This window comes from Delftia sp. WSY_10, from assembly GCF_043104705.1.
In the GTDB taxonomy this organism is placed as follows: Bacteria; Pseudomonadota; Gammaproteobacteria; order Burkholderiales; family Burkholderiaceae_C; genus Comamonas; species Comamonas tsuruhatensis.
The window spans coordinates 191,419-217,848 of sequence record NZ_JBICKY010000052.1; the positions used below are offsets into that span (position 1 = coordinate 191,419).

General features: G+C 67.5%; 25 protein-coding genes and 1 tRNA gene. 17 read left to right on the forward strand and 9 right to left on the reverse strand.

Features of this window, described 5'->3' with window-relative positions:
- The first annotated feature begins 97 nt into the window (after positions 1-97).
- From ACF8ML_RS20905 to ACF8ML_RS20920, 4 genes are all read left to right on the forward strand, one after another.
- The gene (locus ACF8ML_RS20905; protein ID WP_392407854.1) at positions 98-3,157 is read left to right on the forward strand and encodes an FAD-binding and (Fe-S)-binding domain-containing protein; all 3,060 of its coding nucleotides are present in this window, start codon (positions 98-100) and stop codon (positions 3,155-3,157) included.
- A gap of 108 nt (positions 3,158-3,265) precedes the next feature.
- Positions 3,266-3,342: transfer RNA gene (locus tag ACF8ML_RS20910), tRNA-Pro, on the forward strand.
- 201 nt (positions 3,343-3,543) lie between these two features.
- Entirely contained in the window at positions 3,544-3,894 is a 351-nt protein-coding gene (locus ACF8ML_RS20915) for a single-stranded DNA-binding protein (protein WP_012206405.1), read from the forward strand.
- Positions 3,895-4,028: 134 nt separating this feature from the next.
- Positions 4,029-4,847 (forward strand): MetQ/NlpA family ABC transporter substrate-binding protein, encoded by an 819-nt coding sequence (locus ACF8ML_RS20920; RefSeq protein WP_047326863.1) that lies wholly within the window; start codon positions 4,029-4,031, stop codon positions 4,845-4,847.
- Between the two features lie 184 nt (positions 4,848-5,031).
- Here the strand turns inward: ACF8ML_RS20920 and ACF8ML_RS20925 are convergent, their stop codons facing one another.
- The 6 genes from ACF8ML_RS20925 to ACF8ML_RS20950 form a co-directional block, all read right to left on the reverse strand.
- Entirely contained in the window at positions 5,032-5,757 is a 726-nt protein-coding gene (locus tag ACF8ML_RS20925) for a nitroreductase (protein WP_047326864.1), read from the reverse strand.
- 4 nt (positions 5,758-5,761) lie between these two features.
- Complete coding sequence (locus ACF8ML_RS20930; RefSeq protein ID WP_047326865.1) at positions 5,762-6,961, reverse strand: thiolase family protein; 1,200 nt, start codon at positions 6,959-6,961, stop codon at positions 5,762-5,764.
- Positions 6,958-8,460, reverse strand: coding sequence for an AMP-binding protein (locus ACF8ML_RS20935; protein ID WP_047326866.1), 1,503 nt, complete (start codon positions 8,458-8,460; stop codon positions 6,958-6,960). The genes ACF8ML_RS20930 and ACF8ML_RS20935 overlap by 4 nt, the downstream gene beginning before the upstream one ends.
- The gene (locus ACF8ML_RS20940; protein ID WP_047326867.1) at positions 8,453-9,046 is read right to left on the reverse strand and encodes a biotin transporter BioY; all 594 of its coding nucleotides are present in this window, start codon (positions 9,044-9,046) and stop codon (positions 8,453-8,455) included. Before ACF8ML_RS20940 ends, ACF8ML_RS20935 begins: the two co-directional genes overlap by 8 nt.
- Positions 9,047-9,120: 74 nt before the next feature.
- Positions 9,121-9,714 carry an energy-coupling factor transporter transmembrane protein EcfT gene (locus tag ACF8ML_RS20945; RefSeq protein WP_046241668.1) on the reverse strand — a complete coding sequence of 198 codons (594 nt, stop codon included), beginning with the start codon at positions 9,712-9,714 and terminating at the stop codon, positions 9,121-9,123.
- Positions 9,715-9,731: 17 nt separating this feature from the next.
- The gene (locus tag ACF8ML_RS20950; protein WP_392407856.1) at positions 9,732-10,472 is read right to left on the reverse strand and encodes an energy-coupling factor ABC transporter ATP-binding protein; all 741 of its coding nucleotides are present in this window, start codon (positions 10,470-10,472) and stop codon (positions 9,732-9,734) included.
- A 386-nt stretch (positions 10,473-10,858) separates the two neighbouring features.
- On the opposite strand from ACF8ML_RS20950, the gene ACF8ML_RS20955 reads away from it, so the two are divergent.
- The 4 genes from ACF8ML_RS20955 (at position 10,859) to ACF8ML_RS20970 (ending at position 13,982) form a co-directional block, all read left to right on the forward strand.
- On the forward strand, positions 10,859-11,740 hold the full coding sequence (locus tag ACF8ML_RS20955; RefSeq protein ID WP_046985622.1) for a methionine ABC transporter ATP-binding protein: 882 nt from the start codon (positions 10,859-10,861) through the stop codon (positions 11,738-11,740).
- Positions 11,741-11,790: 50 nt separating this feature from the next.
- Entirely contained in the window at positions 11,791-12,456 is a 666-nt protein-coding gene (locus ACF8ML_RS20960) for a methionine ABC transporter permease (protein ID WP_012206396.1), read from the forward strand.
- A 62-nt stretch (positions 12,457-12,518) separates the two neighbouring features.
- Positions 12,519-13,349, forward strand: coding sequence for a MetQ/NlpA family ABC transporter substrate-binding protein (locus ACF8ML_RS20965; protein WP_017407338.1), 831 nt, complete (start codon positions 12,519-12,521; stop codon positions 13,347-13,349).
- 84 nt (positions 13,350-13,433) lie between these two features.
- Positions 13,434-13,982, forward strand: a complete 549-nt coding sequence (locus ACF8ML_RS20970; RefSeq protein WP_016448265.1) for an NADPH-dependent FMN reductase — start codon at positions 13,434-13,436, stop codon at positions 13,980-13,982.
- Between the two features lie 91 nt (positions 13,983-14,073).
- On the opposite strand, the gene ACF8ML_RS20975 is transcribed toward ACF8ML_RS20970, so the two are convergent.
- Complete coding sequence (locus ACF8ML_RS20975) at positions 14,074-14,478, reverse strand: hypothetical protein (RefSeq protein WP_227472554.1); 405 nt, start codon at positions 14,476-14,478, stop codon at positions 14,074-14,076.
- A gap of 412 nt (positions 14,479-14,890) precedes the next feature.
- Positions 14,891-15,529 (reverse strand): FMN-dependent NADH-azoreductase, encoded by a 639-nt coding sequence (locus ACF8ML_RS20980; protein WP_016448263.1) that lies wholly within the window; start codon positions 15,527-15,529, stop codon positions 14,891-14,893.
- A gap of 175 nt (positions 15,530-15,704) precedes the next feature.
- Here ACF8ML_RS20980 and ACF8ML_RS20985 point away from each other — a divergent pair, with 175 nt between their 5' ends.
- From ACF8ML_RS20985 to ACF8ML_RS21015, 7 genes are all read left to right on the forward strand, one after another.
- Positions 15,705-16,634: a LysR family transcriptional regulator gene (locus tag ACF8ML_RS20985; protein WP_016453282.1), complete on the forward strand. Its 930-nt coding sequence runs from the start codon at positions 15,705-15,707 to the stop codon at positions 16,632-16,634.
- Positions 16,635-16,744: 110 nt separating this feature from the next.
- A complete protein-coding gene (locus ACF8ML_RS20990) occupies positions 16,745-17,380 on the forward strand; it encodes an RBBP9/YdeN family alpha/beta hydrolase (RefSeq protein WP_392407860.1) in 636 nt (211 codons plus the stop codon).
- A gap of 157 nt (positions 17,381-17,537) precedes the next feature.
- Positions 17,538-18,539, forward strand: coding sequence for a sulfate ABC transporter substrate-binding protein (locus ACF8ML_RS20995; RefSeq protein WP_392407861.1), 1,002 nt, complete (start codon positions 17,538-17,540; stop codon positions 18,537-18,539).
- A gap of 74 nt (positions 18,540-18,613) precedes the next feature.
- Positions 18,614-19,519: a sulfate ABC transporter permease subunit CysT gene (gene cysT, locus ACF8ML_RS21000; protein WP_013801696.1), complete on the forward strand. Its 906-nt coding sequence runs from the start codon at positions 18,614-18,616 to the stop codon at positions 19,517-19,519.
- A gap of 1 nt (position 19,520) precedes the next feature.
- Positions 19,521-20,519, forward strand: a complete 999-nt coding sequence (gene cysW, locus ACF8ML_RS21005) for a sulfate ABC transporter permease subunit CysW (protein ID WP_016453281.1) — start codon at positions 19,521-19,523, stop codon at positions 20,517-20,519.
- A gap of 36 nt (positions 20,520-20,555) precedes the next feature.
- A complete protein-coding gene (locus ACF8ML_RS21010) occupies positions 20,556-21,683 on the forward strand; it encodes a sulfate/molybdate ABC transporter ATP-binding protein (RefSeq protein ID WP_016448258.1) in 1,128 nt (375 codons plus the stop codon).
- Between the two features lie 98 nt (positions 21,684-21,781).
- Positions 21,782-22,288 (forward strand): disulfide bond formation protein B, encoded by a 507-nt coding sequence (locus tag ACF8ML_RS21015; protein WP_016453280.1) that lies wholly within the window; start codon positions 21,782-21,784, stop codon positions 22,286-22,288.
- 3 nt (positions 22,289-22,291) lie between these two features.
- On the opposite strand, the gene dhaL is transcribed toward ACF8ML_RS21015, so the two are convergent.
- Positions 22,292-24,100, reverse strand: coding sequence for a dihydroxyacetone kinase subunit DhaL (dhaL, locus tag ACF8ML_RS21020; protein ID WP_392407863.1), 1,809 nt, complete (start codon positions 24,098-24,100; stop codon positions 22,292-22,294).
- Positions 24,101-24,394: 294 nt separating this feature from the next.
- Between dhaL and rpiB the strand changes: the two genes are divergently transcribed.
- Both rpiB and ACF8ML_RS21030 read left to right on the forward strand, forming a co-directional pair.
- A complete protein-coding gene (gene rpiB, locus ACF8ML_RS21025; RefSeq protein ID WP_012206383.1) occupies positions 24,395-24,868 on the forward strand; it encodes a ribose 5-phosphate isomerase B in 474 nt (157 codons plus the stop codon).
- Positions 24,869-24,870: 2 nt separating this feature from the next.
- On the forward strand, positions 24,871-26,379 hold the full coding sequence (locus ACF8ML_RS21030; protein WP_392407864.1) for a sugar ABC transporter ATP-binding protein: 1,509 nt from the start codon (positions 24,871-24,873) through the stop codon (positions 26,377-26,379).
- The last annotated feature ends 51 nt before the right edge of the window (positions 26,380-26,430 follow it).

Genomic DNA, 26,430 nt, shown 5'->3' on the forward strand with positions numbered 1-26,430 from the left:
AGGGATACTTGCGGCCATGGTCGGCCTGAAGTCGTGTATTGCATGCATGGGTTTCCTGGGCTGATCGCCAGCAACAAATCTCCCCACCTTGCCTTCCATGTCGATTGCCCCACTGCCCCACGCCAGCGCCCCCGTGCCTGCCCAATACCTTGAGTTTCTTGAAGCGTTGAAGGCCGCCGGCTTCGAGGGCGACGTGGACACGGACCATGCCAGCCGCACCGTGCTGGCCACGGACAACTCCATCTACCAGCGCATGCCGCAGGCGGCCATCTACCCGCGTCACGCCGAGGATGTGGCCAGGGCGGCGCAGGTGCTGGCGCGGCCTGAGTTCCGCGATGTGGTGCTGACACCGCGCGGCGGCGGCACGGGCACGAACGGGCAGTCGCTCACGCATGGGGTGACCATGGACTTGTCACGGCACATGAACGGCATCCTCGAAATCAATGCCGAGCAGCGCTGGGTGCGCGTGCAGGCAGGCGTGGTCAAGGACCAGCTCAACGCCGCGCTCAAGCCATACGGACTGTTCTTTGCGCCCGAGCTGTCCACCTCCAACCGCGCCACCATCGGCGGCATGATCAACACCGATGCCAGCGGGCAGGGCAGCTGCACCTATGGCAAGACGCGCGACCACGTGCTGGCGCTGGACTTCGTGCTGCTGGGCGGCGAGCGCCTGCACAGCGCGCCGCTGGATGCTCAGGCGCTGGAGCGCATGTGCGCCGATTCGGGGCGCATCGGCAAGGTGCACCGCACGGCGCGGCGCATCAGCGAGGACCAGGCGGAGTTGATCGAGGCCAGATTCCCCAAGCTCAACCGCTGCCTCACCGGCTATGACCTGGCCCATCTGCGCGACGGCGACGGGCGCTTCAACCTCAACAGCGTGCTGTGCGGCGCCGAAGGCTCGCTGGGTTTCGTGGTGGAGGCGCGGCTCAACGTGCTGCCCATTCCCCGGTACTCGGTGCTGGTCAACGTGCGCTATGCGGGCTTCATGGATGCGCTGCGCGATGCGCGCGCGCTGATGGCGCACCAGCCGCTGTCCATAGAAACGGTGGATTCCAAGGTGCTGTTGCTGGCCATGAAGGATTTCGTCTGGAGCAGCGTGGCCGAGTACTTCCCGCAGGACGGGCAGCGCCCCACGCTGGGCATCAACCTGGTGGAGTTCAGTGGCGACGATCCGCAGGAGGTCGATGGCCGCGTGCAGGCCTTCCTCGCGCACCTGGGCGCCGACGCCTCGGTGGAGCGGCTGGGCCACACGCTGGCGGCCGGCAATGCAGCGGTGCACCGCGTCTATGCCATGCGCAAGCGCGCCGTGGGCCTGCTGGGCAACGTGGCGGGCGAGGCGCGGCCCCAGCCCTTTGTCGAAGACACGGCCGTGCCGCCCGAGAACCTGCCCGAGTTCATTGCCGAGTTCCGCGCGCTGCTGGACAGCCACGGCCTGCAGTACGGCATGTTCGGCCACGTCGATGCCGGCGTGCTGCATGTGCGCCCCATCCTGGACATGAAGAACCCCGTGGACGCCGCCCTGGTGCGCCCCATCTCCGACGCGGTGGCCGAACTCACGCAGCGCCATGGCGGCCTGCTGTGGGGCGAGCACGGCAAGGGCCTGCGCTCCGAATATGTGCCGGCCTTCTTCGGTGAGCTGTATCCCTCGCTGCAGCAGCTCAAGGCCGCCTTCGACCCGCACAACCAGCTCAACCCCGGCAAGATCGCCACGCCGCCGGCCAGCAAGACCTTGCTGCTCAAGGTGGATGGCGTCACCACGCGCGGCGAGCTGGACCGGCAGATCGACGAGCGCGTATGGCAAAGCTATGGCGCGGCCATGCACTGCAACGGCAATGGCGCCTGCTACAACTTCGACCCGGACGACGCCATGTGCCCGTCCTGGAAGGCCACGCGCCAGCGCGTGCATTCGCCCAAGGGCCGGGCCTCGCTGATGCGCGAATGGCTGCGCCTGCAGGGGCAGGCAGGCGTGAATGTGCTGGAGGTCGCGCAGCGGCCCCAGCCCTTTCTGTCCAGCCTGGCCGCGCGCTGGCGCAACAGCCGCGCGGCGCGCCGCGGCGAGGCCGATTTCTCGCACGAGGTCTATGACGCCATGGCCGGCTGCCTGGCCTGCAAGTCCTGCGCCGGGCAGTGTCCCGTCAAGGTCAACGTGCCCGAATTCCGCTCGCGCTTTCTGGAGCTGTACCACCGCCGCTACCTGCGGCCCGTGCGCGACTACCTGATCGGCTCGCTGGAGTTCACCATGCCCTGGCTGGCGCGCATGCCCGCGCTCTACAACGGGGTGATGGGCTCGCCATGGATGCGCGATGTGCTCAGCCGGCGCATCGGCATGGTCGATGGCCCGCTGCTGAGCCGGCTGGACCTGGCAGCCACCTTGCGGCAATGGAAGGTGCGCGCGGCCGATGCGCAGGCGCTGGCCGCGCTTTCGCCCGAGCAGCGCGCGCGCAGCGTGGTCATCGTGCAGGACAGCTTCACCCGCTACTTCGAGACCGGCCAGCTGCAGGTGCTGATCGAGCTGGCGGCGCGCCTGGGGTTCCAGGTCTGGCTGGCGCCACTGCTGCCCAATGGCAAGCCGCTGCATGTGCAGGGATTCATGGGCGCCTTTGCCAAGGCGGCCATCCGCAATGCCGCGCAGCTGGCGCAACTGGCTCAGCCCGGTGTGGCGCTGGTGGGGCTGGACCCGGCCATGACGCTGGCCTATCGGCAGGAATACCTCAAGGTGCCGGGTATGGGCGAGGTGCCCAAGGTTGCGCTGCCCCAGGAATGGCTGCAGCAGGTGCTGCCCGAGGCGCGCACGAACGAGGGCAGTGCAGGCACTGCGTACCGCCTGCTGCCCCATTGCACCGAAAAGACCAACGCGCCCGACAGCGGCAAGCAGTGGGCACAGCTCTTCGAGCGACGGGGCCTGCGCCTGAGCGTGGAGGCCACGGGCTGCTGCGGCATGTCGGGCACCTACGGGCATGAGGCGCGCAACCTCGAAACCTCCAAGACGATCTATGCCCAGTCATGGGCCCGGCAGATCGAAGGCAAGCAGGAGCTGGGCGAGCCGCTGGCCACCGGTTACTCCTGCCGCAGCCAGGTCAAGCGCCTGTCCGAACGCCAGCTGCGCCATCCGCTGGAGGCCTTGCTGGACCACGTGCGCGCCACGCATCAGGGGTGAGAAGATGCGGGGGGCTGATCGTCGCCATTTCAGGAATTTGCAGACATTTTTGAAAAATCTCTGCGTTTTCCCTGAAGGCCCGTTTTTAGTCCCTATAATTCAATGCTTCGGCGTGTAGCGCAGCCTGGTAGCGCACTTGCATGGGGTGCAAGGGGTCGCGAGTTCGAATCCCGCCACGCCGACCACAACGCAAAGCTCCTGACGGAAACGTCAGGAGCTTTTTGCTTTGTACGTTCGATTTTGCGCGCGATTGTGCCTTGCGGCGAAGGGCGGGTGCAGTTCCGCCAGGCGGCTCCCTCGCGGATGGCGAGGGTAGCCAGCGCAGAAAACTCCATGCACCGTGAAGATGCGCCTCCAGGTCTGGATGCGTAAGACCTGCACCTACAATGGCGTCTTTTGTAACTGACGATTTCTTCCTGGTCTCGCACATGATGGATGGACTGATTACCGGCAGACTCACCGGTACGCCCGAACACCGCAGCGACCGCAATCGGCGCCCCTTCATGGTGGCCCGCGTGCGTTCCGAGGCATCCGATGGCACTTCCATCCCGGTCAACGTGGTTGCATTCGACGCCCAGGCCTGCGAGGTGCTGCGCAATCTGATCGAAGGCGATGCCGTGGCGCTGCGTGGCAGCTTCACGCCCAAGGTCTGGATAGACCGCCAGGAGCAACCCCATCCCGTACTGGATGTCGTGGCCCACCAGGTCATGGCAACGCCCGAGTTCCAGGACCGCTGACGCCCGCGCTGCGGCGCCGGTTGTGAGCTACTGAAAAAACTGTCTAGCCGCAGTGTGCCGGTACGGTCGCCGCGCGCTGTGTTGGCGCTACAGTGTGCGCCTGTGTTTTTGACAGGTTACAAGGAACCGCATCCATGCCCACCAAGCGCCATTTCCTCCGCCGCACGCTCACGGCCGCCGCGATTGCCAGCACCGCCGCCATGACCCTGCTGGCCATTCCCGCGCAGGCGCAGGACAAGCCCATCAAGGTCGGCGTCACGGCCGGCCCGCACGCCCAGATCATGGAGCAGGTCAAGAAGGTCGCCGAGAAGAACGGCCTGAAGATCCAGATCGTTGAATTCGGCGACTACGTGCAGCCCAATGCCGCGCTGTCGGCCGGTGACCTGGACGCCAACAGCTACCAGCACCGCCCCTACCTCGACGCCCAGGTGCGCGACCGCGGCTACAAGATCGGCTGGGTGGCCGACACGGTGAATTTCCCCATCGGCATCTATTCCAAGAAGATCAAGCAGCTGGCCGACCTGCCCCAGGGCGCCAAGTTCGGCATCCCCAACGACCCCACCAACGGTGGCCGCGTGCTGCTGCTGCTGCAGGCCCAGGGCCTGATCAAGCTCAAGGAAAGCGCGGGCCTGAAGGCCACGCCGCTGGACGTGGTCTCCAACCCCAAGAAGCTGCGCTTCGTGGAGCTGGACGCAGCCCAGCTGCCACGCTCGCTGGATGACCTGGATGCCTCGGCCATCAACACCAACTTCGCGATCTCGGCAGGCCTGAACCCCAAGACCGATGCCATTGCGCAGGAAGCCGCCAAGAACCCCTATGTGAACATTCTGGTCGCGCGCGATGCCGACAAGGGCAAGCCCTGGGTGGCGCAGCTGATCAAGGCCTACCACTCCGATGAAGTGCGCCAGTTCATCGATGTGCAGTTCAAGGGGTCGGTGATTCCTGCATTTTGATAGGAAGCACCCCCTGAGCGGCTGACGCCGCTTCCCCCTCTCTCGCTTCGCGGGAGGGGGACGACACCCTCGCTTCGGGGCGGCCCTTGCTCGGTGTCCCTCGCTTTGGGTTGCGCCGGTTTCGGTCGCCGTGTTCAGTGCGAGCGAGGGCTGAATTGCAAAAGCTGCCATTGGCAGCTTTTTTTCATTCTCCCAGTACCCTGAAGTATTCGGTCAGCGGTGCGCGGGTGGTCTGGGTGCGGTTGACGGGGGCGGCCTCGTCGGGCCAGCCCAGGGCCAGGCCGCAGACGATGTGCTCGCCGGGCGGCAGGTCGAGCACGCGGCGCACGGTGTCGGGGTAGGAGGCCAGGGCGCCGATGGCGCAGCTGCCAAGGCCCTGGGCGGCTGCGGCCATTTGCAGGCCGTACAGGGTCATGCCCAGGTCCATGTAGCCGCCTGCGCCGAAGCGTGCGTCGATGCTCACGACCAGGGCCACGGGCGCGTCGAAGAAGCGGTAGTTGCGGCCGAACTGCGCGTCGCGCCCTGCGCGGTCCTCGCGGGCCACGCCCAGGGCGCTGTACAGGGCCTGGGCCGACGCCACCTGGCGCTTGCGCAGCGCCATGGGCATGGGGCGGGGGAAGTAGCCGTAGTCTTCGCGCTCAGGTGCTCCGCCTTGCCAGTCGGCCAGCAGCGCCTGTGTGAGTGCGCTGCGCAGGCTGCCGCGCACCTGGATGAACTGGCCGGGCTGCAGGTTGCCGCCGCTGGGCGCCCGGCGGGCCGATTGCAGCAACTGGTGCAGCAGCGCGTCCGGCACGGGATCGGGACGGTAGGCGCGCACGGAGCGGCGCGCGTGCACCAGGGCCTCATGCGAATCGCCAAAGGGAAGGGTGTCGAACGGTGGTTTGGCGGACATGGGAAATGCGGAGTCCATGGATTCAAAGCGCCTGCACCAGGCAGGCAGCGCCTATGCCGCCAGCCCCTGCAATGGCGGCCAGGCCCAGGGCCGGTCTGTGGGCTGCTGGCGTGCGGTGCAGGTCTGAGAGCATGCGCACCAGCGCAACCGCGCCCGATGCGCCTATGGGATGGCCGCGCGCCAGGCCACCGCCTCCGGTGTTGAGCTGCTGCAGCGGCAGGCCCAGGGTTTCGGCAAAGGCCAGGGCCTGCACGGCGAAGGCATCGTGCAGCTCCACAGCCTGGAGCTCTTCCGCAGTCAGGCAAGGCAGCTGCAGCGCTGCGGCTGCACGCTCCAGCACCTGCTGGGCCGCCAGTGCGGCGGCGACCAGCGGTGTTTCGGGCGCATGGCCCAGCGAGGCACTGGCCACCCAGCGGGCGCGTGGCTGCAGGCCCAGGCGTGCACAGGCCTGCGGCGTGGCCAGCAGCACCAGGGCAGCGCCATCGGCCTTGGGCGAGATGGTGGGCGTGCTCAGCGCATGGCGCTGGCGTGCATGGGCGTCAACGGCGCCACCCGCTTCGGCCACCACGGGCATGCGGGCAACGCGGGCCGGGTTCAAGGCGCGCGGATAGGCGTCGTGGTCCAGCCCGGCCAGGGGCACGATCTCTTGGGCCAGCCGGTCGCGGTGCGCGAGCGCCTGCGCGTGGCTGTGGATGGCATGGGCCTCCTGAACGGCGCGGGTGATGCCATGGGCCAGCGCATGGTCGGCGGCCGATTGCAGCAGGTCCGGGTCGCGTGCGGGATCGGGGGCGAAGGCGGGGCGTTCAAAGGGCACGGGCAGCTCGCCTGCATGGCGCGGGCGCGTCTGGCGGATGGGGGCACGGCTCCAGGCCTCGGCACCACCGGCCACCACGATATCGGCCTGGCCCGACATCAGCAGGCCTGCAGCCAGGGCCACGCTGTCCAGGCCCGAGCAGCACTGGGTATCCACGCTGTGTGCTGCGCAGCGCTCGGGCAAGCCTGCCGCCAGGGCCAGCATGCGGGCCGGGTTGCCGCCTGCGCCCAGGGCGTTGCCTAAGACCACGGCATCCACGGCCCGGGCAGGCAGGCAGGCCCGGGCCAGCAGGGCCTGGAGCACGGGCGCGCCCAGTTCGTGCGCCGCCAGTTCGCGCAGCACACCGCCTACGGGTGCGACGGGGCTGCGCGCCCAGGCCAGGATGACGGGGGCGTCTTGCGGGTTCATGGCAGGGGCAGCAGCGCGGGTTCGCCGGGCAGTGCCCGGCCAGTGTCCGTGGCGGTGGCCGCCAGCGCACGCGCCAGACGGCCGTGGTCGGTCTTGCCGCTGGCGGTCTGCGGCCAGTCGGTGCAGCTCCACCATTGGCGCGGCAGCTTGTAGCTTTCCAGCCGGTCGCGCAGCCAGGCAGCCAGCGCCTGTGCGGAGCCTGCGGGCGCGGCGCCGTGCCATTGCACGACGGCGTGCACCTGCATGCCGCGCAGCGCGTCGGGCAGGCCTTGGATGGAGACCTGGGCGACGCCCGGGTGCGCGGCCAGCAGGGTTTCGACTTCTTCGGGGAACAGGTTCTTGCCCTGTGTGACGAGCATGCGGCTCTGGCGCCCGGCCAGGCACAGCTGGCCGCCGGCATCGATATGGCCCATGTCGCGCACGGACAGCCACTCACCGTCGCGCAGCGCGGCCGTGCCATCGCGCGCCTCGCCCACATAGTCCATGAACAGCATGGGGCTGCGCATGTAGATCAGGCCGTCTTCGCCCGGCTGCAGGGTGTGGTCGCCGGTCTGCTGGGTGGCGGGGCGGATCTGCAACTGCACATTGCTGAAGGGCCGGCCCACGGCCTGGGGCGGGGCCTGTTCGTCGGCCTCCATCCAGGCGATGAAGCTGGCCTCCGAGGCGCCGTAGAACTCGATGATGCGTGCGCGCGGAAACAGCGCGCGCAGGGCCGGGGTCTGGGCGCGCATCCAGCGCGCGCCGCTGATCATGATCAGCTCCACCTCGGGGATGGGCGCCAGCGCGCGGTGTGCGGCCCATTGCAGCATCAGCATCAACTGGCTGGGCACGGCGACCAGGCAGGGCGCCTCGCCGCGCGCCAGCGAGGCCAGGCAGCGCGCCGCCGAGAACCGCTCCTGCACCACGGCGCCTTCGCCGCACCACAGGCCCTGCATCACGCCGAACAGGAACAGCGAATGCGAGATGCGCCCGGGCGCCATGGTGCGCTGCGCGGCCACGGGGCCGAAGTCCTGCAGGCAGACGCGAAAGCTCTCTGTCCACGAACGGTGATGGCGCATGAAGCCCTTGGGCAGCCCGGTGCTGCCCGAGGTGAAGCCGGTGTAGAAGGCGCCGGTGGCGGTGGCCTCGGCCAGAGCGCTGGGCGCCGTGGGTAGCCAGCCCTCGATGCGGCTGCGCACGGCCTCGGGCCAATCGGGGTCGGCCACGGCGGCGCAGCGGCCGCTGTGCAGGATGGCGAGGAATTCGACGATGGCATCCACGGTGTTGGCGCTGCCGCCCGTGTCCAGCAGCAGCATCTCTGGCGCCTGGCCGGCCACCAGCGCGGCCGAGCGCTGCAGCACGGCGGCATGCAGCGCGGCAAAGCTCCATTGGCCCGCCTCGCTTTGCAGCGCCATCGCATCGGGGCGCTGCCGGGCCCAATGCTCCAGCGGGCCATGGACCAGGGTCCACGGGTGCTGCAGCGGCGCGGCCAGCGGGTGGGGCGCGAGCGGCTCAACCATGCTGGCGGCCTCCGAACGGCCAGTCCGGCATGCCGCGCGCCACCGTGTGCACCACCAGGGCGCACAGCACGCACTTGATCAGATCGCCGGGCACGAACAGCAAGGTGGCCATGAAGGCCTGCGACAGGCTGAGCTTGGCCATCAGCATGAGGCCCAGCACGCCAAAGGCATGCAGGGCCACCAGCCCGCCCAGCGCCGAGGCTGCAAAGGCGCTGAACGCCGCGCGCCGGGGCGAGCTCTGGGGCAGGGCACGCATGACCAGGCCGGCAATGCAGGCCGCCAGCGGGTAGCCCAGCAGGTAGCCGGCCGAGGGCGCCATGAAGACGGCAATGCCGCCGCGCCCGCCCGACAGCAGCGGCAGGCCCACGGCCACGGCCGCAAGGAACAGCAGCATGGACTGCATGCCGCGCCAGGGGCCGAGCATCACGCCGGCCAGCATCACGCCCAGCGACTGGATGGTGATGGGCACACCCAGCGGCAGGTCGATCTTGGGAATCAGGCCCATGACGGCCATCAGTGCCGCGAACAGCGAGACCTGGGCCATGGAGCGCGCCGAGGCGCGTGAGACGGTGGAGGGAGCGGTCATGGAGAGTTCTCGCTGTCGGTCAGGAAGGGCAGTTCAGCAGGGCAAATCGGAAGGGCAAATCGGCAGGGCAGGCCTCAGCGGCCCAGGCGCGCCCACAGCGCATCGGACACGCGGCGCGTGGCCTGCAGCATGTGGATGGTCAGCGGCGCAATCAGGCGCAGGCCGCCGGCGCGGCCCGTGCGCAGCCGGTGGGCATCGTCCATGCGCTTCCACTGCACGAAGAAATGCTCGGTGAAACGCAGCATCAATGCCAGCTGCAGGGCCACCTGTTCGGGGGAGATGCCGATGCGCTCCAGCGGCGCCAGCAGCCGCTCCAGCACATCGACCAGATCGCTGGGGCGCGTGCTCACGGTCAGCGCCATGCCCAGCGTGGAGGCGCAGACCAGGCGCAGCGCGCTGGAGGCGGCCAGGGCGTAATGCTGCATCCACACATGGAAGGCAGCCACCAGCAGGGCGGCCACGGTCACCGACAGCATGAGCCGCCGTGCGCCCTCGGTGGCGCGGCCCAGCGACAGCCACAGCAGGCCGCAGGCGGCGCCGGCCATGGCCAGCAGCCACGGTGAATCGATGAGGAACAGGCCCGTTCCCAGCAGCGCCATGAGCAGCAGCTTGCGGCCCGCACTCCAGGCATGGAGCCAGCTGGTGTATTCGCTGTAGAGGCTTCCCATGGCGGCCGGCTCCTGCGTCAGGACTGCGCTTGCAGCCGGCGGGCCACGTCGGCTTCATAGGCTGCGCAGATCTCATGGCCGGGGCCGTCTGCGCGCACCTGACCGCGCTCCAGCCAGAGCACGCGGCCAAAGCTGCGCACGTGGTCCAGCACATGGGTGGAGACCAGCACCTGCTGCTCGGCGGCCGCGATGTCCCTGGCCAGCCGCGCCTGGCCCGGCAGGTCCAGGCTGGCGAAGGGCTCGTCCAGCAGCAGCACGCGCGGCGCGGCAATGAGCAGGGCCAGCCAGCACACCTGCTGGCGCTGGCCCTGGCTGAGTCCGGCCACGGCGCGCGGTGCCCAGTCGGCCAGGCCGCGGCTGTTCAGCAGGGCGCGGGCGCGCTCCGTGGCCTCGCGCCGCGAGATGCCCGAAGGGCGCAGACCCAGGGCCAGCTCTTCCTCCACGGTGGGGAAGATGATCTGGTCGTCGGGGTTCTGGAACATCAGCCCGACCTGGCCCGGCCGCCTGGCGCGGGCCTCGTGCAGTTCGGTGCCGTCCAGTAGCACGCGCCCGGCCTGCGGCGCATCCAGGCCGCACAGCAGCCGGAACAGACTGGTCTTGCCCGCGCCGTTGTCGCCGATGAGTCCCACGCGCGGCTCATCCAGCTGCAGGTCCAGGCCATCAAAGACGGTTGTGATGCCACGCCGCAGGCGCACCGCTTCCACGCGCAGGCTGGCGGCGCAGGCGGCGCAGTCGGCAGTTCGGGAGGATTCAGGCATGGCGAATGAAAGCGGGTACTTACCTGTAATGCACGCAACCACAAGGCATCTTGCCGTTGTACAGGCCTGTCGGGGGCGGATTCTAGCAATGCCGTCCAGGCCGTACATCAAGGCTTGAAAGACGGCAATCGATATAAGCACCGTATTTTTTATTCTTTTGTTTGAACAACGTTTTGCAACACACTCGTTAGAACACTAATGACGGCAGATCCTGGGGATTCGCCTGTGCTTGGCGACGACGCAAGACAACGCATGCCCATCGGCTTGCAACTGCGTCCAACTCCTCAGCACAGGACCCGGAAATTGCGCGCCATTGCCTGGAGATGGCGGTGCAAAGGCTGCCGTTGTCGATCCCAGGACCGTTTTCACTGCCGAACCGAGACTCCATGACCGTCCAGACCGCCCATTTGGCCCCGGAAAACGCGCTGATCCGCCTGCGCGACCTGCAAAAGAAATTTGTAACAGCCGATGGCAAGCACTTCGATGCCGTGCGTTCGGTATCACTGGACATCGGCCAGGGCACGGTCTTCGGCCTGATCGGCAAGAGCGGTGCGGGCAAGTCCACGCTGCTGCGCCTGATCAACCTGCTGGAGCGCCCCGACAGCGGCGAGGTGGTGGTGGCAGGCCAGCGCCTGACCGATCTGGGCCGCCGCGCGCTGCGCGAGGCGCGCCAGAACATCGGCATGATTTTTCAGCAGTTCAACCTGCTGCAGAACGCCAGCGTGTTCGAGAACGTGGCCTTTCCGCTGCGCATCCATGGCGGCCACTCGCGCGCCCAGATCGAGCAGCGCGTGCGCGAATGCCTGGACATCGTGGGCCTGGCCGACAAGGCCGGCAGCTATCCGGCCCAGTTGTCCGGAGGTCAGAAGCAGCGCGTGGCGATTGCGCGTGCCCTGGCGCCGCGCCCCCAGGTGCTGCTGTGCGACGAGCCCACCTCGGCGCTGGACAGCGAGACCACGCGCTCCATCCTGGCCACGCTGGCGGACATCAACAGCCGCCTGGGCGTGACCATCGTCATCGTCACGCACGAGCTGGCCGTGGTCGATGCGCTGTGCAGCGAGGTGGCCATCATCGAGCAGGGCCAGGTGGCCGAACGCTTCACGCTGCCCGCCCTGCCGCAGGGCCGTGCCTACGAGGCGCCGCAGCGCGCCACGCTGTTGGGCAGCGAACTTGAGGCCCTGCGCGTGGAGCGTGCCGACAAGGCTCTGCGCGAGCGCGGCGCCACCCGCCCCGTGGTGCTGCGCGCCGTGGGCGGCTCCGAGCACTGACGGGCTTTCGCCCAGTCCCGTTTTCCTCTTCTTTTAGCTTCCGCATTCCCATGTCTGAAAACATCGTCGAAATCCTGCCCGAGCTGTGGCTGGCCATGGGCCAGACCCTTTTGATGCTGGGCATCGGCCTGTCGGCCGCCGTGCTGATCGGCGGCCCGCTGGGCGTGCTGCTGTTCCTGCTGGGCCCCGGCCAGTCGCTGGACAACCGCCCGGCCTTTGCCGTGCTGAACTGGACGGTCAATACCGTGCGGTCCTTCCCCTTCATCATCTTGCTGGTCGCGCTGGTGCCCTTCACGCGCTGGCTGGCCGGCACCTCCATCGGCCCGCTGGCTGCGGCCGTGCCGCTGTCCGTGGCGGCCATTCCCTACCTGGCACGCCTGGTGGACCAGTGCCTGCGCGACGTGCCGCGCGGCGTGATCGAGGCCGCGCACGCCATGGGCGCCTCGGAGCTGCAGATCGTCTGGCGCGTGCTCATCGTCGAGGCGCGTTCGGGCCTGGTGCTGGCGCTGACCGTGCTGGCCGTGAGCTTTCTGTCGTACTCGGCCATTGCCGGCGTGGTGGGCGGCGGCGGCATTGGCGATCTGGCCATCCGCTACGGCTACTACCGCTTCCAGACCGATGTGATGGTGCTCACCGTGACCATCCTCGTGGCCATGGTCCAGGTCATCCAGTTCGTGGGCAACACGGCGGCCCGCCGCTTGGACAAGCGCGGCTGAGCGCGCTGTCCAGACCCGCTTTCTTCTTTCTTCCCGCTCTCTCCCAAAAAAAGGATTCCGACATGACCGCATCCCTTTCCTTCGTGCGCCGCCACCTGCTGGCCTCGGCCGCCGCCCTTGCCGCCGTCAGCGTGCTGGCGCTGCCCGCCCATGCCCAGGCCGACAAGAAGCAGCTGGTGATCGGCGGCACGGCAGGCTCCAACATCGACCAGCTCAAGCAGGGCATCGTGCCGCTGCTGCAAAAGAAGGGCTACCAGGTCAAGCTGGTGGAGTTCAACGACTACGTGCAGCCCAACCTGGCGCTGGCCCAGGGCTCGCTGGATGCCAACTTCTTCCAGCACCGTGTCTACCTGCAGAAGTTCGCGGCCGACCAGAAGCTGGACCTGGTGGAGCTGGTGCAAGGCCCCATCGCCCCCCTGGGCGTGTATTCCAAGACCCGCAAGACCCTGGCCGAGGCCAAGGAAGGCGACCGCGTGACCCTGCCCAACGACCCGAGCAACCTGGCCCGCGCGCTGGTGCTGCTGGAGCAGGCCGGGCTGATCAAGGCCAAGCCCGGCATCGACCCGCTGCGCGTGTCCGAAAAGGACCTGGCCGAGAACCCGCGCAAGCTCAAGTTCATCCCGCTGGAAGCCGCGCAGCTGCCGCGCTCGCTGGGCGATACCGAATACGCCATCATCAACGGCAACTTCGCCATTTCCTCGGGCCTGAAGCTGACCGAGGCCGTCTCGCTGGAAAAGACCCCCGACCACTACCTGAACGTCGTGGCCATCAAGAAGAAGGACCAGGGCGCGGCATGGGCCAAGGACCTGGCCGAGGTCTACCGTTCGGCGGAGTTCAAGGCCGTGGTGGACAGCAAGTTCCAGGGCTATGCCAAGCCCACTTTCCTACAGTAAGCGCCGTGCAGGCAGCCACATAATGGCTGCCTGCGGGAGGTACGCCTCCCACCCGTTTTTCGCCACTTCCTCCAGGAGCAATGCATGAGCCAGATCAAGGTCGCTGTCATCGTGGGCAGCCTGCGCAAGGATTCCTTCAACCGCAAATTTGCCGACGCCATTGCGCGCCTGGCACCCGAAGGCCTGGTCTTCGAGCAGGTCGCCATCGATGCCCTGCCGCTGTACAACCAGGACCATGACGGCAATGAGGTGGACGTGGTCAAGCAGTTCCGCGCCCAGATCCAGTCAGCTCAGGCCGTGCTGTTCCTGACACCCGAGTACAACCGCTCGATTCCCGGCGTGCTCAAGAACGCGCTGGACCAGGGCTCGCGCCCCTACGGCAAGAGCGTCTGGGCCGGCAAGCCCGCTGCCGTGGCCGGCGTCTCCGTGGGTGCCATCGGCACGGCGCTGGCGCAGCAGCACCTGCGCAATGTGCTGGCCTACCTGGACATGCCGACGCTGGCCCAGCCCGAAATCTTCATCCAGGCCAAGGACGGCCTGTTTGCCGAAGATGGCTCCATTGGCGCCGGCAGCCGCGACTTCGTGAACGGCTTCGTGCAGAAGTTCGCGGCCTGGGCGCGCAAGCACCAGTGAGCGGTGCGGCAAGGCCGCTCAAGACACAAAAAAGCCCGGCAATGCCGGGCTTTTGCGTTGGGGGGCCTGCGAGCGCAGAGCTCTGGCAGCGTCAGGAAGCGGGAGACGGGTTGGCAATCGCCGCAGCAGGGCGCGCGGCGGACGATGCCTTCTCGCGCGCCTGGGCCTGGTCGATGGCGTCGATGATCACCACGCCGGTCGACTTGACACCGGGCGCCGAAAAGCCGGCACCGGGTGTCACGCCGGGATGGGCCAGCAGCTTGCGCGTCATTTCCTGGTTCAGCTGCTGCTGGCTGGGCTTGGCGGGGGTGGGCGCTGCGGCAGGCTGCTCGGGCTCCTCGGGCGCAGGTGCCTCGTCGGTGTTGCGCACATAGCTGCGGTACACGCGGGAATTGAGCTGCTCCTGATCCTGCTCGCGCTGGTACTGCAGGAACTGGTAGACGCCAATGCCCACCACGGTGATGGCCAGCAGGGACACGGCGATCACCGTGATCACCAGGTTTTCATCGGACGGAGGGCGGGCATGGACAGGGCCGCGGGGCCGGACATGGGGGCGGGGACTTGTGGCTGGCATGGATGGAGCGCAGGGAAAAACAATGAGACTGCATGGATATCGGCAGGTCTGCCGGCTTTCTGAAATGCAGTCGGTTCGTGTCGGACAAGGCCGCAAAAAAGCAGCGATGGCCCAGCCTATCAGCTTCACGTGTCTGTAAAAGCGCGCAGCGCATTGCATTTTTCAAAGGAGGCGCTAGGGCGGATACCTCTTTTATTCGCACCAGTCCATCGGGAGCAATCCGGGCTGCCCGGGGCCGGTCGCTCTCGGGCGCCGTCCAAAGAAAAAGCGCCGGGGCCGAAACCCAGGCGCTTGTTCTTTGGGCGTACAGCCCTCGGCTGACCGCGATCCGCAATCAGGCGGCGATGGCCGCTTCCTGATTGGCGGCAGCCGCTGCACGCACGATGTCGTTGCGGGCCGATTCCAGGGCCTTGGCCTTGGACTCATCGCCCATGGCCACGCCTTCTGCGCGCACGATGCTCACATCGGTGATGCCCAGGAAGCCGAACACCGTCTTCAGGTAGCTTTCCTGGTGCTCCAGGGCCTGGCCCATTTCGCTGGTGGAGTACACACCGCCGCGCGTGGAGGCCACGATGACCTTCTTGCCCTTGGCCAGGCCTTCGGGGCCGGCTGCGGTGTAGCGGAAGGTGCGGCCGCCCTGGGCGATGCGGTCAATCCAGGCTTTGAGCTGGCTGGAGATGGTGAAGTTGTAGAACGGAGCGCCGACCACGACCACATCGGCCGCCAGGAACTGGCTCACCAGGGCTTCGGAGATGGCGTTCTGTGCGCGCTCGGCTTCCGTCGTGGCGGCCTGGCCGGTGCGAAAACCCATGGACACTGCGTTCAGGTGGTCGGGGGCGTTCACGGCCAGATCCAGGTACTCGACCTTGGCGCCGGGGTTGGCGGCCACCAGGGCAGCCACGGTCTGGGCGGTCAGCTGGCGGGACACCGAAGCGGCGCCGGTGATGGAAGAGTCGATGTGCAGCACTTGCATGGAAAAGCTCCTGGGATGTCGGTTGGGATCGCGGTTGGGATCGGCCATTCGGGAAAGCTTGTAGGGCCGACGATGGGATCAATTGTGAATTTGGACAGAGTCTTTGATAAGCCGCAGAAATTGCGATAGATTGTCCTGAATTTGCAGCCAATGAGCACAGGGAGGGACGAGCGACATGATGGATCTCAACGACATGCTGTACTTCGCCGAGGTCGTGGAGCGCGGCGGCTTCGCCTCTGCCGGGCGGGCGCTGGGCATACCCAAGTCCAGGCTGTCGCGGCGCGTGGCGGAGCTGGAGGCCCGGCTCGGAGTGCGCCTGCTGCAGCGCACCACGCGCAAGCTCTCGCTGACCCAGGTGGGCGAGGCCTATCTGCGCCATTGCCAGGCCATGCGCGATGCGGCCCTGGCCGCCGCCGACACCGTGGCCGAGGTGCAGACCGAGCCGCGCGGCACCATCCGCGTGAGCTGCCCCGTCACCCTGGCCCAGACCGTGCTGGGCGAGCTCATGCCCCAGTTCCTGCAGCGCTGCCCGCTGGTGCATGTGGAGATGCAGGTGACCAACCGGCCCGTGAACCTGGTGGAGGAGGGCATCGACGTGGCGCTGCGCGTGCGCCCCAGCCTGGAGGACAGCGGCTCCATGGTCGTCAAGCGGCTGGATGTGGCGCGCCAGATCCTCGTTGCCAGCCCGGAGCTGCTGGAGCGCCAGGGCACGCCGCGTGCACTGGCCGACCTGCAGCACCTGGACAGCATGTCCATGTCGGCGGTGGATGGCCAGTCCAGCCTGCTGCTGGTCGGCCCCGAAGGCCGCGAGCAACGCCTGCAGCTGCAGCCGCGCTATGTGGTGGATGACCTGCTGACGCTGAAATTCGCGGCGCTGGCCGGCAGCGGCATGTGCTGGCTGCCCGACTACATGTGCCATGAGGAACTGGCCGAAGGCCGGCTGGTCCATCTGCTGCCGGGCTGGGAGCCGCCGCAGGGCATCGTGCATGCGGTCTTCCCCTCGCGGCGCGGCCTGGCGCCGGCCGTGCGGCATTTCCTGGACTTCCTGGGAGAGACCGTGCCGGGGCGAAACAGCCACGCCACGCGCGAGCCGGCGGTGCGCTGAGGCTGCACCCCGCCACGCCATAAGAAAACAACAAATCGTTCGTTGGGATCGTCGGCGGCGTTCTCCACAATCGGGGCCCATGTCCAGCAATGGACAGTCCAGGAGAACCCATGAATCCCCACCGCATCATCATCGTGCCCGGCTGGCGCAACTCCGGCCCTGACCACTGGCAAAGCCTGTGGGCACAGCAGCTGCCGCATGCCGAGCGGGTGGAGCAGGACGACTGGCTCGTGCCGCACCGCGAACCCTGGGTGGCCGCGCTGGAGCAACTGGTGCTGTCCCGGCCCGAGCCCGTGGTGCTGGCCGCCCACAGCCTGGGCTGCATCACGGCCGCGCACATGGGGCCCGAGGCCAGCGCCCGCGTGCAGGGTGCGCTGCTGGTGGGGCCGGCCGATCCCGAGCGCCGTGCCCAGCTGGCCGACTTTGCGCCCGTGCCCTATGCGCCGCTGCCCTACCGCAGCGTGCTGGTGGCCAGCAGCAACGATCCCTACTGTCCGATCCGCCGGGCCGGCGCCTATGCGCGGGCCTGGGGAAGCGAGTTCGTGCGGCTGCAGAACGCGGGGCACATCAATGTCGAATCAGGCTTTGGCGACTGGCCCCTGGGCCTGGCGCTGCTGCAGTCGTTGATGCAGGGCGACAGCTGGCAGCCCGCGCAACCCCGGCCTGCCGTGCGTGCGCCGCGCGTTGCCGGTGCACGGGCAGCGGTGCCGGCAGGCGCGGGCGCCCCCTGGGCCGCCGGGCTGTGAGGTGGCGGCTGGCGAAGACGGTGGGCCAGGCTTCTTATATGGAAGCAGGCCATTAACAAACAAAAATATATTCTTTTGAGTTTTAAGCCAGCGTTCGCACAATGTGACTGTCTGTGAATCCACCGCAGAGATGTCCACTAATAAAAGGCAGCGAACCATGCATTCTTTGAAGCTCAAGACTTTGTTGGCCACCCTGGCGCTGGCCGCCGCAGGAACCGTATCGGCGCAGAACCAGCTGCTCAACGTCTCCTACGACGTGGCGCGCGAGTTCTACAAGGACTACAACGCCGCCTTCGTCGCCCACTACAAGAAGACCAAGGGCGTGGACATCAAGGTGGACCAGTCGCACGGCGGCTCCAGCGCCCAGGCGCGCGCCGTCAACGACGGCCTGGCTGCCGATGTGGTGACCTTCAACACCACGACCGACGTGCAGTTCCTGGCCGACAGCGGCGTGGTCGCCAAGGACTGGGCCAAGAAATTCCCCAATGACGCATCGCCCACCACCTCGACCATGCTGTTCCTGGTGCGCAACGGCAACCCCAAGAACATCAAGGACTGGAGCGATCTGACCCGTCCCGACGTGAAGGTCGTGGTGGTCAATCCCAAGACGGGCGGCAATGGCCGCTACGCCTACCTGGCGGCCTGGGGTTCGGTGCGCGAGAAGGGCGGCACCGACGCGCAGGCGGCCGAGTTCGTGCAGCAGCTCTACAAGAACGTGCCCGTGCTGGGCAAGGGCGGGCGCGATGCGACCAGCATCTTCCTGCAACGCAACATCGGCGACGTGCTGATCACGTTCGAGTCCGAAGTGGTTTCCGTGGAGCGCGAATTCGGCAAGGGCAAGGTCGATGCCGTCCATCCCTCGGTGTCCATCGTGGCCGAGAACCCCGTGGCCGTGGTCGAGCGCACCGTGGCCAAGAAGGGCTCGGGCCAGCTGGCGCACGACTACCTGGCCTGGCTGTACTCCGACGAAGCCCAGGAAATCGCCGCACAGCACGCGCTGCGCCCCCGCTCCGAGGCCGTGCTCAAGAAGCACGCCGACGTGTTCAAGCCCATCAAGCGGTTCACCGTGGCCAAGTACTTCGGCTCGCTGTCCGAAGCCCAGAAGGTGCACTTCAACGACGGCGGACAGTTCGACAAGATCTACGTCCCCGGCAAGTAAGCACGCAAGCAGGCATGAAGGCGGCGAAGTCCGCCTGAGGCCCCCTCCCCACACTGGCTGATTTGGAATCCAACATGGTGTCTGCCGTTCCGACCAGCCCAAGGCCTGGCGCCGACGCTCCTGTGCCCGCACCGTCCGGTGCGGCGCGCAAGGGGCGCGGCGCCAAGCGCGTTTTGCCCGGCTTCGGGCTGACCTTGGGCTATACGCTGTTTTATCTGAGCCTGATCGTGCTGATCCCGCTGTCGGCACTGCTGTTCAAGACCTTCTCGCTCACCTGGCCCCAGTTCTGGGAGGCCGTGGCCTCGCCGCGCGTGCTGGCCTCGTACCGGCTGACGTTTGGCGCCTCGTTTGCGGCGGCCTGCGTGAACCTGGTGTTCGGCCTGCTGATCGCCTGGGTGTTGGTGCGCTACAAGTTTCCGGGCAAGAAGATCGTCGATGCCCTGGTGGACCTGCCCTTTGCCCTGCCCACGGCCGTGGCCGGCATTTCGCTGACCGCCTTGCTGGCCGGCAACGGCTGGGTGGGCCAGTACCTGGAGCCCTACGGCATCCAGCTGGCCTTCAACCCGAACGGCGTGGTCATTGCGCTGATCTTCATCGGCCTGCCCTTTGTCGTGCGCACGGTGCAGCCGGTGCTGGAAGACTCCGAGAAGGAGCTGGAAGAGGCGGCCACCAGCCTGGGCGCCTCGCGCTGGCAGATCTTCTACAAGGTGATCCTGCCGGCCATCACGCCCGCGCTGCTCACGGGCTTTGCCATGGCGTTTGCACGCGCCATCGGCGAGTACGGATCGGTCATCTTCATCGCGGGCAACATGCCCATGATTTCCGAGATCACACCGCTGATCATCATCGGCAAGCTGGAGCAATACGACTACGCAGGCGCCACGGCCGTGGCTGTGGTGATGCTGCTGTTCTCCTTCGTGATGCTGCTGGTCATCAACGCGCTGCAGGCATGGCAGCGCAAGCATTCGGGAGGGGCTTGAGATGGCGTTGTCTCCACAGGAAGCATTGCTTCTCAAGATCATTGGCGCGGTGCTGGTCGCCGTGCTGGTGCTGTACAGGCTCACGGCGCCCCCGAAGGGCCGGCGTGAAAAGCTCTCCACCACCGAGCCGCGCGCTGTGCGCTGGATTCTCACGGGCATTGCGCTGACCTTCATCGGCCTGTTCCTGGTGCTGCCGCTGGCGGCCGTGTTCACCGAGGCGTTGCGCAAGGGCTGGGATGCCTATGTCGCCGGCCTGCAGGAGCCCGATGCCTGGTCGGCCATCAAGCTGACGCTGATCACGGCGCTGATCGCCGTGCCGGTGAACCTGGTGTTCGGCGTGGCGGCGGCCTGGTGCATTGCCAAGTTCCAGTTCCGTGGCAAGGCCTTTCTGATCACGCTGATCGACCTGCCGTTCTCGATCTCGCCCGTGGTGGCGGGCCTGATGTACGTGCTGGTGTTCGGCGCCCACGGCTGGTTCGGCCCCTGGCTGGCCGAGCATGACATCAAGATCATCTTCGCCGTGCCCGGCATCGTGCTGGCCACCATCTTCGTGACCTTCCCCTTCATCGCGCGCGAGCTGATCCCGCTGATGCAGGCGCAGGGCAGCGACGAGGAGCAGGCCGCCATCGTGCTGGGCGCCACAGGCTGGCAGACCTTCTGGAAGGTCACCGTGCCCAACATCAAGTGGGGCCTGCTGTACGGCGTGATCCTGTGCAATGCGCGTGCCATGGGCGAGTTCGGCGCGGTGTCCGTGGTCTCGGGCCACATCCGTGGCCAGACCAACACCATTCCGCTGCACGTGGAGATCCTCTACAACGAGTACCAGTCCGTTGCCGCATTCGCTGCCGCATCGCTGCTGGCTCTGCTGGCCCTGGTGACCCTGGTCATCAAGTCGGTGGCCGAGTGGCGTGCCGAGCACCAGGCCAAGGCCGCAGCCGAGCTGCCTCCCGAGCGCCCCACGCCGGCTTCCCAGGCATCCCGTGTGCCGCAGGTGTCCTGAGGCCCGCCCCGACCAGAAAAGAGCAAGAGCAAGACCATGAGCATTGAAATACGCAACGTCAGCAAGCAGTTCGGCGATTTCCAGGCCCTGCGCGATGTGAGCCTGGACATCCAGTCCGGCGAACTCATCGCGCTGCTCGGCCCCTCGGGCTGCGGCAAGACCACGCTGCTGCGCATCATCGCGGGGCTGGAGACGCCCGACGTGGGCAGCATCCACTTCAGCGGCGAGGACACGACCGACGTCCATGTGCGCGAGCGCAACGTGGGATTCGTGTTCCAGCACTACGCGCTGTTCCGCCACATGACGGTGTTCGAGAACGTGGCCTTCGGCCTGCGCGTGAAGCCCCGCAGCCAGCGCCCCAGCGAAGCCCAGATCCGCGACAAGGTGATGAGCCTGCTCAAGCTGGTGCAGCTGGACTGGATCGCGGACCGCTTTCCGTCCCAGCTGTCGGGCGGCCAGCGCCAGCGCATCGCGCTGGCCCGCGCCCTGGCGGTGGAGCCCAAGGTGCTGCTGCTCGACGAGCCCTTCGGCGCCTTGGATGCCAAGGTGCGCAAGGAGTTGCGCCGCTGGTTGCGCCACCTGCATGACGAGCTGCATGTGACCTCCATCTTCGTGACCCACGACCAGGAAGAGGCACTGGAGGTGGCCGACCGCGTGGTCGTCATCAACCAGGGCCGCATCGAGCAGGAAGGCACGCCCCAGCAGGTCTGGGACAACCCGGCCACACCCTTCGTCTACGGCTTCCTGGGCGACGTCAACCTCTTCAAGGGCCGCGCCAGCGATGGCCGCGTCTACCTGGACGACGGCACCCAGCTGGACAGCCACGACGCCAAGGGCGCCAGCGACAGCAAGGCCTTCGCCTATGTGCGCCCGCACGATCTGGAGGTGGAGCGCTACTCGCCCGGCCAGAACCTGGACGTCCAGGGACGGCCCACGGGCATCGTCGTGCAGCTGGCCCGCGCCATCGTCGTGGGGCCCATTGCGCGCCTGGAACTTATTCCATCGGAGAGCACCGAAAGCACGGACAATGCCGAAGAGGGTGGCCTGATCGAGGCGCAGATTCCTGCGCAGCAGTTCAGGGACATGGCGCTGCGCGAGGGGGAAACCCTGGTGGTGACACCGCGCCGCGCCAAGGTGTTCTTGGACGAGGCGGCTGGCATCTGACGGCGCGGCAACGGTTTCCTGCACCCGCTGAACAGGGCTGCAGCGCCGGGCCGGCGCCGCAGCCCTGATTTCATTCAACCGGGTGACGAAAGACAAGAATGCTTCAATGGTTTGACAACGCTCCGCGCCGCATCCTGGCGCTCATCAGCCTGGCCTGCGTGGCCATGCTGGCCTTCGGCATGTATCTGCAGCATGTGGTCGGGCTGGAGCCCTGCCCGATGTGCATCGTGCAGCGCTACGCGCTGATCGGCGTGGCCATCTTCGCGGGCCTGGGCAGCGCACGCGGCGGGCGCGGCTGGCTGATGGGTTGGGGCATCGCGGCGCTGGTCGCCGCAGGCTTTGGCGCCTTCGTCGCCGCGCGCCAGAGCTGGCTGCAGTGGTATCCGCCCGAGTTCGCCACCTGCGGGCGCGACTTCTACGGAATGATCGAGAACTACTCCATCAGCCGTGCCGTGCCCATGATCTTCCGTGGTTCGGGCGACTGCGTTGCCGTGGACTGGAGCTTCCTGGGCGGCTCCATCGCCAACTGGTCCTTCATCTGCTTCGCCATCATGAGCGTGGCCGTCTTGGTGCTGCTGGTGCGCGGCGCTGCCCGCAGGCGCTGAGCCCTAGGCTGAGGCTTGCGCCAGTCGCCGCTGCAGCGACTGCGCCAGGGTGCTCAGAATCAGCCAGCAGGACGTGGCGCCCGCGTCCAGCACGCCGATGGAGCGCGGCCCCAGCCGGGCCGAGCGCCCGATGCGGGCCTGGAGGTGGCGCGTGGATTCCTTGCCTGCCTCGGCCGCGGCCTCCATGGCCTGCAGCGCCTCGCGGAAGCCGGCGCCGGCCTGCAGCGATTGCCGGTAGGCCTGCAGGGCCGGGGCCAGCGTATCGATGAGGGTCTTGTCGCCGACCCGGGCCTTGCCCATCCCCTGCACATCGGCGACGGCCCGCGCCAGGGCCTGGCCGAACAGGGCGGCATCCATCTCCTGCTCCGGCCCAAGAACATCGGCGAAGCCCTGGAAGAAGCTGCCGTACAGCGGGCCCATGGAGCCGCCGATATCGTCCATCAACGTCTGGGACAGCTGCTGCAGCGCCGCAGGCAGTTGCGCTGCCTGGCTGGCGTCCATGGCATCAAGCCGTGCGCCGCAGCCGGAAAAGCCCTTGGCCATGTTGATGCCGTGATCGCCATCGCCGATCAGGCCGTCGATCTCGCTCAGGAACTCCCGGTGGCCGACGATGGCCGTGATCAGTTCACGCACGATGCTGCCCGCGCCATCGAGCGCGATGGCCGGCCCTTGGCTGGTGCGCCTTGCGGCTTGGGGGCGGGCGGTTTGTGCCTGTTCCTGCGCCTGTTCCTGCGCCTGTGCCGGCGTCCGTGCCGGAACAGAGGGCAGCGTTGGAATGGCCTCCAGCGCCTGGGGCGGCAGCCCGCCGGCCAGGGTCAGGGCGACTGACTGGCAGGGCGCCTTGAGGCAGGCTTCCAGCGCATCGTCCAGCTGCATCAGCGTGAGTGTGATGCCCATCATCTCCAGCGAGGTGAAGAGATTGCCCAACAGCCGGAAGGCCACCTGAATGCCGCGTTCTTGCAGGCGCCGGGCGACCTCGCCATAGAGGATGTACTGCTCCATCAGCGGCGTGGCGCCCAGGCCGGACAGCAGCACGGCCACGCGGTCGCCCGGGGCGAAGGGCAGGTCGGGCAGCAGGGCGCCCAGCATGCGCTCGGCCATCCCGGCCGCCGTGGTCGTGGGGTGCACGGACATGCCGGGCTCGCCATGGTGGCCTATGCCCACCTCCATGCTGCCGCGCTCGATATGGAAATTGGCCTTGCCCACGGCGGGAATGGTGCATGCCGACAGGCCGATGCCGATGCTGCGCGTGCGGGCCATGGCGTGCCGGGCGATGGCGATGACTTCGTCGAGGCTGGCGCCCATGGCCGCCCGGGCGCCCGCCACCTTCCACATCAGGATCTCGCCGGCCACGCCGCGGCGGCTGGCCTCGTCGCCCCGCGCGGCAGAAGGCACGTCGTCGTTGGCCACCACGGTCCTGACCGCCATGCCTTCGGCCGCGGCCATCTGCACGGCCATGGCCACATTCATGTTGTCGCCCGCGTAGTTGCCATACAGGCAGGCCACGCCGGCGCCGCCATCGGCCGCGCGCATGGCGTCGTAGAAGCTTCTGGCCGTGGGGGACGAGAAGACCTCGCCCACGGCGGCGGCGTCGCACAGGCCTGCGCCCACATAGCCCAGAAAGGCCGGCTCGTGCCCCGACCCGCCGCCCGTCACGATGCCCACCTTGCCCCTGCGTGGCGCGCCATGCAGGCGCACGACGCGGGGGTTGCCCGCGTCGATGCGCAGGGTGTCGCCATGGGCGGCGATCCATCCCTGGAGCATGTCCTCCACCACCCGGTCGGGGTCGTTGATCACGCGGTTGGTCGTCATGCCTTTGTCTCCTCCAGGTGCAGTCCCGGCGGGTGTGCCGAAGCCTGTTCATATGATCATTGAGTGGTCATTTTTGATTTGTTGAAATTGGCGTGTCAATGCCTTTTGGCTATTCAATAGCCAAGGGAAAACGATAGGATTTGATGGATTTTGTAGAAAATTCAACAGGTTACGTATTCATCTTGCCGATTCACATAGCTATCGTTGTTTGACAACTGCTCTCCGATTGAGAAGACTCTCAAAAAACATTGATCAAATGATCATGTGATGGTCTTTTGTAATGAAGGGGATGCCATGAAGCTGGCCATCGGCTGCGACGAAGCCGCCTGCGACCTCAAGAACGCCGTGAAGCAGCATCTGCTGGCCCAGGGCCACGAAGTGGCCGACTTCGGCACGCACGACGGCGAGCCGGTGCTCTACCCCGACATCGGCATCGCGGTGGCGCAGGCCATCGTCCAGGGCCGCCATGAGCGCGGCGTTCTCCTGTGCGGCACGGGCATAGGCATGGCCATTGCGGCCAACAAGGTGGCAGGCATCCGCGCCGCGCAGGCCCATGACACCTATTCGGCCGAGCGCGCCAGCCGCAGCAACGACGCGCAGATCATCACGCTGGGCTCGCGCGTGATCGGGGTGGAACTGGCCAAGGCCATCGTGGACCGCTTCCTCGCATCGCGCTTCGATGGCGGCAGCTCGGCCCTGAAGGTGGATGCCATCACCGGCTTCGAACGCTCGCAGGCCGCCGCGGCCGGGCGCGGGCAGGGCGCGTGACCATGGACACCGGCACCGGCACCGGCACCGGCACCGCACTGCTGCAGGCGCGCGGCGTGGCCAAGAGCTTTGGCGGCGTCCCTGCGCTGCGCAACGGCTGCCTTGAGCTGCAGGCGGGCAGCGTGCACGCGCTGTGCGGCGGCAATGGCGCAGGCAAATCCACCTTCCTGAACATCGTGATGGGCCTGTTGCGGCGCGATGCCGGCGAGATATTGCTCAAGGGCCGGCCGGTGGATTTCGCCACGCCGCACGAGGCGCTGGCGCACCGCCTGTCCATCATCACGCAGGAGCTGTCGCCCATCCCGGGCATGAGCGTGGCCGAGAACATCTTCCTGGGCCGCGAGCCCCGGCGCGCCGGCATGGTGGTCCGCCATGCCGCGCTGCTGGAGCAGGCGGATGCGCTGCTCAGGCAGCTGGGCTTCGATATCGATCCGCGTGCGCAGATGGGCCGCCTGAGCCTGGCGCAGACCCAGCTGGTGGAGATTGCCAAGGCCCTGAGCCGGCAAAGCGAGCTGATCATCATGGACGAGCCCACCTCGGCCATTGGCGAAAGCGAGACCGCCATCCTCTTCGACGCGATACGCCGCGTGACCGCGCAGGGCGCCGGCATCCTCTACGTGTCGCACCGCCTGACGGAGATCTTCACCATTGCCGACAGCTACACGGTGTTCCGCGATGGCGGCTTCGTGCAGACCGGCGCGCTGGCCGATATCGACCGGCGCCAGCTGGTGAAGCTCATCGTGGGCCGGGAGGTCCGCGCTGCCGCCAGCGAGCGCAGGGCTGCGGCGCAGGGCGAGCCGCTGCTGTCGGTGCAGGGGCTCACGCGCCGGGGCGAGTTCGAGGACATCAGCCTGGACGTCGCCCCCGGCGAGGTGCTGGGCATCTACGGACTGATGGGATCGGGCCGCAGCGAATTCCTCAACTGCCTGTACGGCCTCACGCGCGCCGACCAGGGGCGGGCGAGCCTGGGCGGACGGCCCCTGCCGCGCGGCAATCCGGCGGCGTCGATCAAGGCGGGCCTGGCCCTGGTGACCGAGGACCGCAAGGCCACGGGGCTGGTGATCAGTTCCTCGGTGCGCTTCAACACCAGCTTGCCCGCACTGCCGGGCCTGCAGCGCGCCGGGGTGGTGGATGGCGCAGCAGAGCGCGTGCTGGTGGGCGGCCTGCTGCAGCGCCTGCGCGTGAAGCTGGCCAGCCCTGCCATGCCGGTCTCGGGCCTGAGCGGCGGCAACCAGCAGAAGGTGGTGCTGGCCCGTTGCATGGCCACCAATCCCGTCTGCCTGCTGTGCGACGAGCCCACGCGCGGCATCGACGAAGGCGCCAAGCGCGAGGTGTACGCCTTCCTGGCCTCGCTGGCCGCGCAAGGCCATGCCGTGGTGGTGGTGTCCTCCGAGGCGCCGGAGCTGCTGGAGCTGAGCGACCGCATTGCCATCTTCCGCAAAGGCCGGCTTGACCGCGTGGTGGCCGGCCACGGCATCACGCAGGAGGCGCTGATGCACCTCGCGTCCTGAGCCCGGGCAATGCCCGTGCTGCGTTTTTCCCCTTGCCTTTCACAACACACA

Excerpts from the sequence above, each read along its gene's own strand:
- ACF8ML_RS20905 (WP_392407854.1), top strand. The coding sequence starts at position 98 with ATGTCGATTGCCCCACTGCCCCACGCCAGCGCCCCCGTGCCTGCCCAA.
- ACF8ML_RS20915 (WP_012206405.1), top strand. The coding sequence starts at position 3,544 with ATGGCGTCTTTTGTAACTGACGATTTCTTCCTGGTCTCGCACATGATG.
- ACF8ML_RS20920 (WP_047326863.1), top strand. The coding sequence starts at position 4,029 with ATGCCCACCAAGCGCCATTTCCTCCGCCGCACGCTCACGGCCGCCGCG.
- ACF8ML_RS20925 (WP_047326864.1), bottom strand. The coding sequence starts at position 5,757 with ATGGACTCCGCATTTCCCATGTCCGCCAAACCACCGTTCGACACCCTT.
- ACF8ML_RS20930 (WP_047326865.1), bottom strand. The coding sequence starts at position 6,961 with ATGAACCCGCAAGACGCCCCCGTCATCCTGGCCTGGGCGCGCAGCCCC.
- ACF8ML_RS20935 (WP_047326866.1), bottom strand. The coding sequence starts at position 8,460 with ATGGTTGAGCCGCTCGCGCCCCACCCGCTGGCCGCGCCGCTGCAGCAC.
- ACF8ML_RS20940 (WP_047326867.1), bottom strand. The coding sequence starts at position 9,046 with ATGACCGCTCCCTCCACCGTCTCACGCGCCTCGGCGCGCTCCATGGCC.
- ACF8ML_RS20945 (WP_046241668.1), bottom strand. The coding sequence starts at position 9,714 with ATGGGAAGCCTCTACAGCGAATACACCAGCTGGCTCCATGCCTGGAGT.
- ACF8ML_RS20950 (WP_392407856.1), bottom strand. The coding sequence starts at position 10,472 with ATGCCTGAATCCTCCCGAACTGCCGACTGCGCCGCCTGCGCCGCCAGC.
- ACF8ML_RS20955 (WP_046985622.1), top strand. The coding sequence starts at position 10,859 with ATGACCGTCCAGACCGCCCATTTGGCCCCGGAAAACGCGCTGATCCGC.
- ACF8ML_RS20960 (WP_012206396.1), top strand. The coding sequence starts at position 11,791 with ATGTCTGAAAACATCGTCGAAATCCTGCCCGAGCTGTGGCTGGCCATG.
- ACF8ML_RS20965 (WP_017407338.1), top strand. The coding sequence starts at position 12,519 with ATGACCGCATCCCTTTCCTTCGTGCGCCGCCACCTGCTGGCCTCGGCC.
- ACF8ML_RS20970 (WP_016448265.1), top strand. The coding sequence starts at position 13,434 with ATGAGCCAGATCAAGGTCGCTGTCATCGTGGGCAGCCTGCGCAAGGAT.
- ACF8ML_RS20980 (WP_016448263.1), bottom strand. The coding sequence starts at position 15,529 with ATGCAAGTGCTGCACATCGACTCTTCCATCACCGGCGCCGCTTCGGTG.
- ACF8ML_RS20985 (WP_016453282.1), top strand. The coding sequence starts at position 15,705 with ATGATGGATCTCAACGACATGCTGTACTTCGCCGAGGTCGTGGAGCGC.
- ACF8ML_RS20990 (WP_392407860.1), top strand. The coding sequence starts at position 16,745 with ATGAATCCCCACCGCATCATCATCGTGCCCGGCTGGCGCAACTCCGGC.
- ACF8ML_RS20995 (WP_392407861.1), top strand. The coding sequence starts at position 17,538 with ATGCATTCTTTGAAGCTCAAGACTTTGTTGGCCACCCTGGCGCTGGCC.
- cysT (WP_013801696.1), top strand. The coding sequence starts at position 18,614 with ATGGTGTCTGCCGTTCCGACCAGCCCAAGGCCTGGCGCCGACGCTCCT.
- cysW (WP_016453281.1), top strand. The coding sequence starts at position 19,521 with ATGGCGTTGTCTCCACAGGAAGCATTGCTTCTCAAGATCATTGGCGCG.
- ACF8ML_RS21010 (WP_016448258.1), top strand. The coding sequence starts at position 20,556 with ATGAGCATTGAAATACGCAACGTCAGCAAGCAGTTCGGCGATTTCCAG.
- ACF8ML_RS21015 (WP_016453280.1), top strand. The coding sequence starts at position 21,782 with ATGCTTCAATGGTTTGACAACGCTCCGCGCCGCATCCTGGCGCTCATC.
- dhaL (WP_392407863.1), bottom strand. The coding sequence starts at position 24,100 with ATGACGACCAACCGCGTGATCAACGACCCCGACCGGGTGGTGGAGGAC.
- rpiB (WP_012206383.1), top strand. The coding sequence starts at position 24,395 with ATGAAGCTGGCCATCGGCTGCGACGAAGCCGCCTGCGACCTCAAGAAC.
- ACF8ML_RS21030 (WP_392407864.1), top strand. The coding sequence starts at position 24,871 with ATGGACACCGGCACCGGCACCGGCACCGGCACCGCACTGCTGCAGGCG.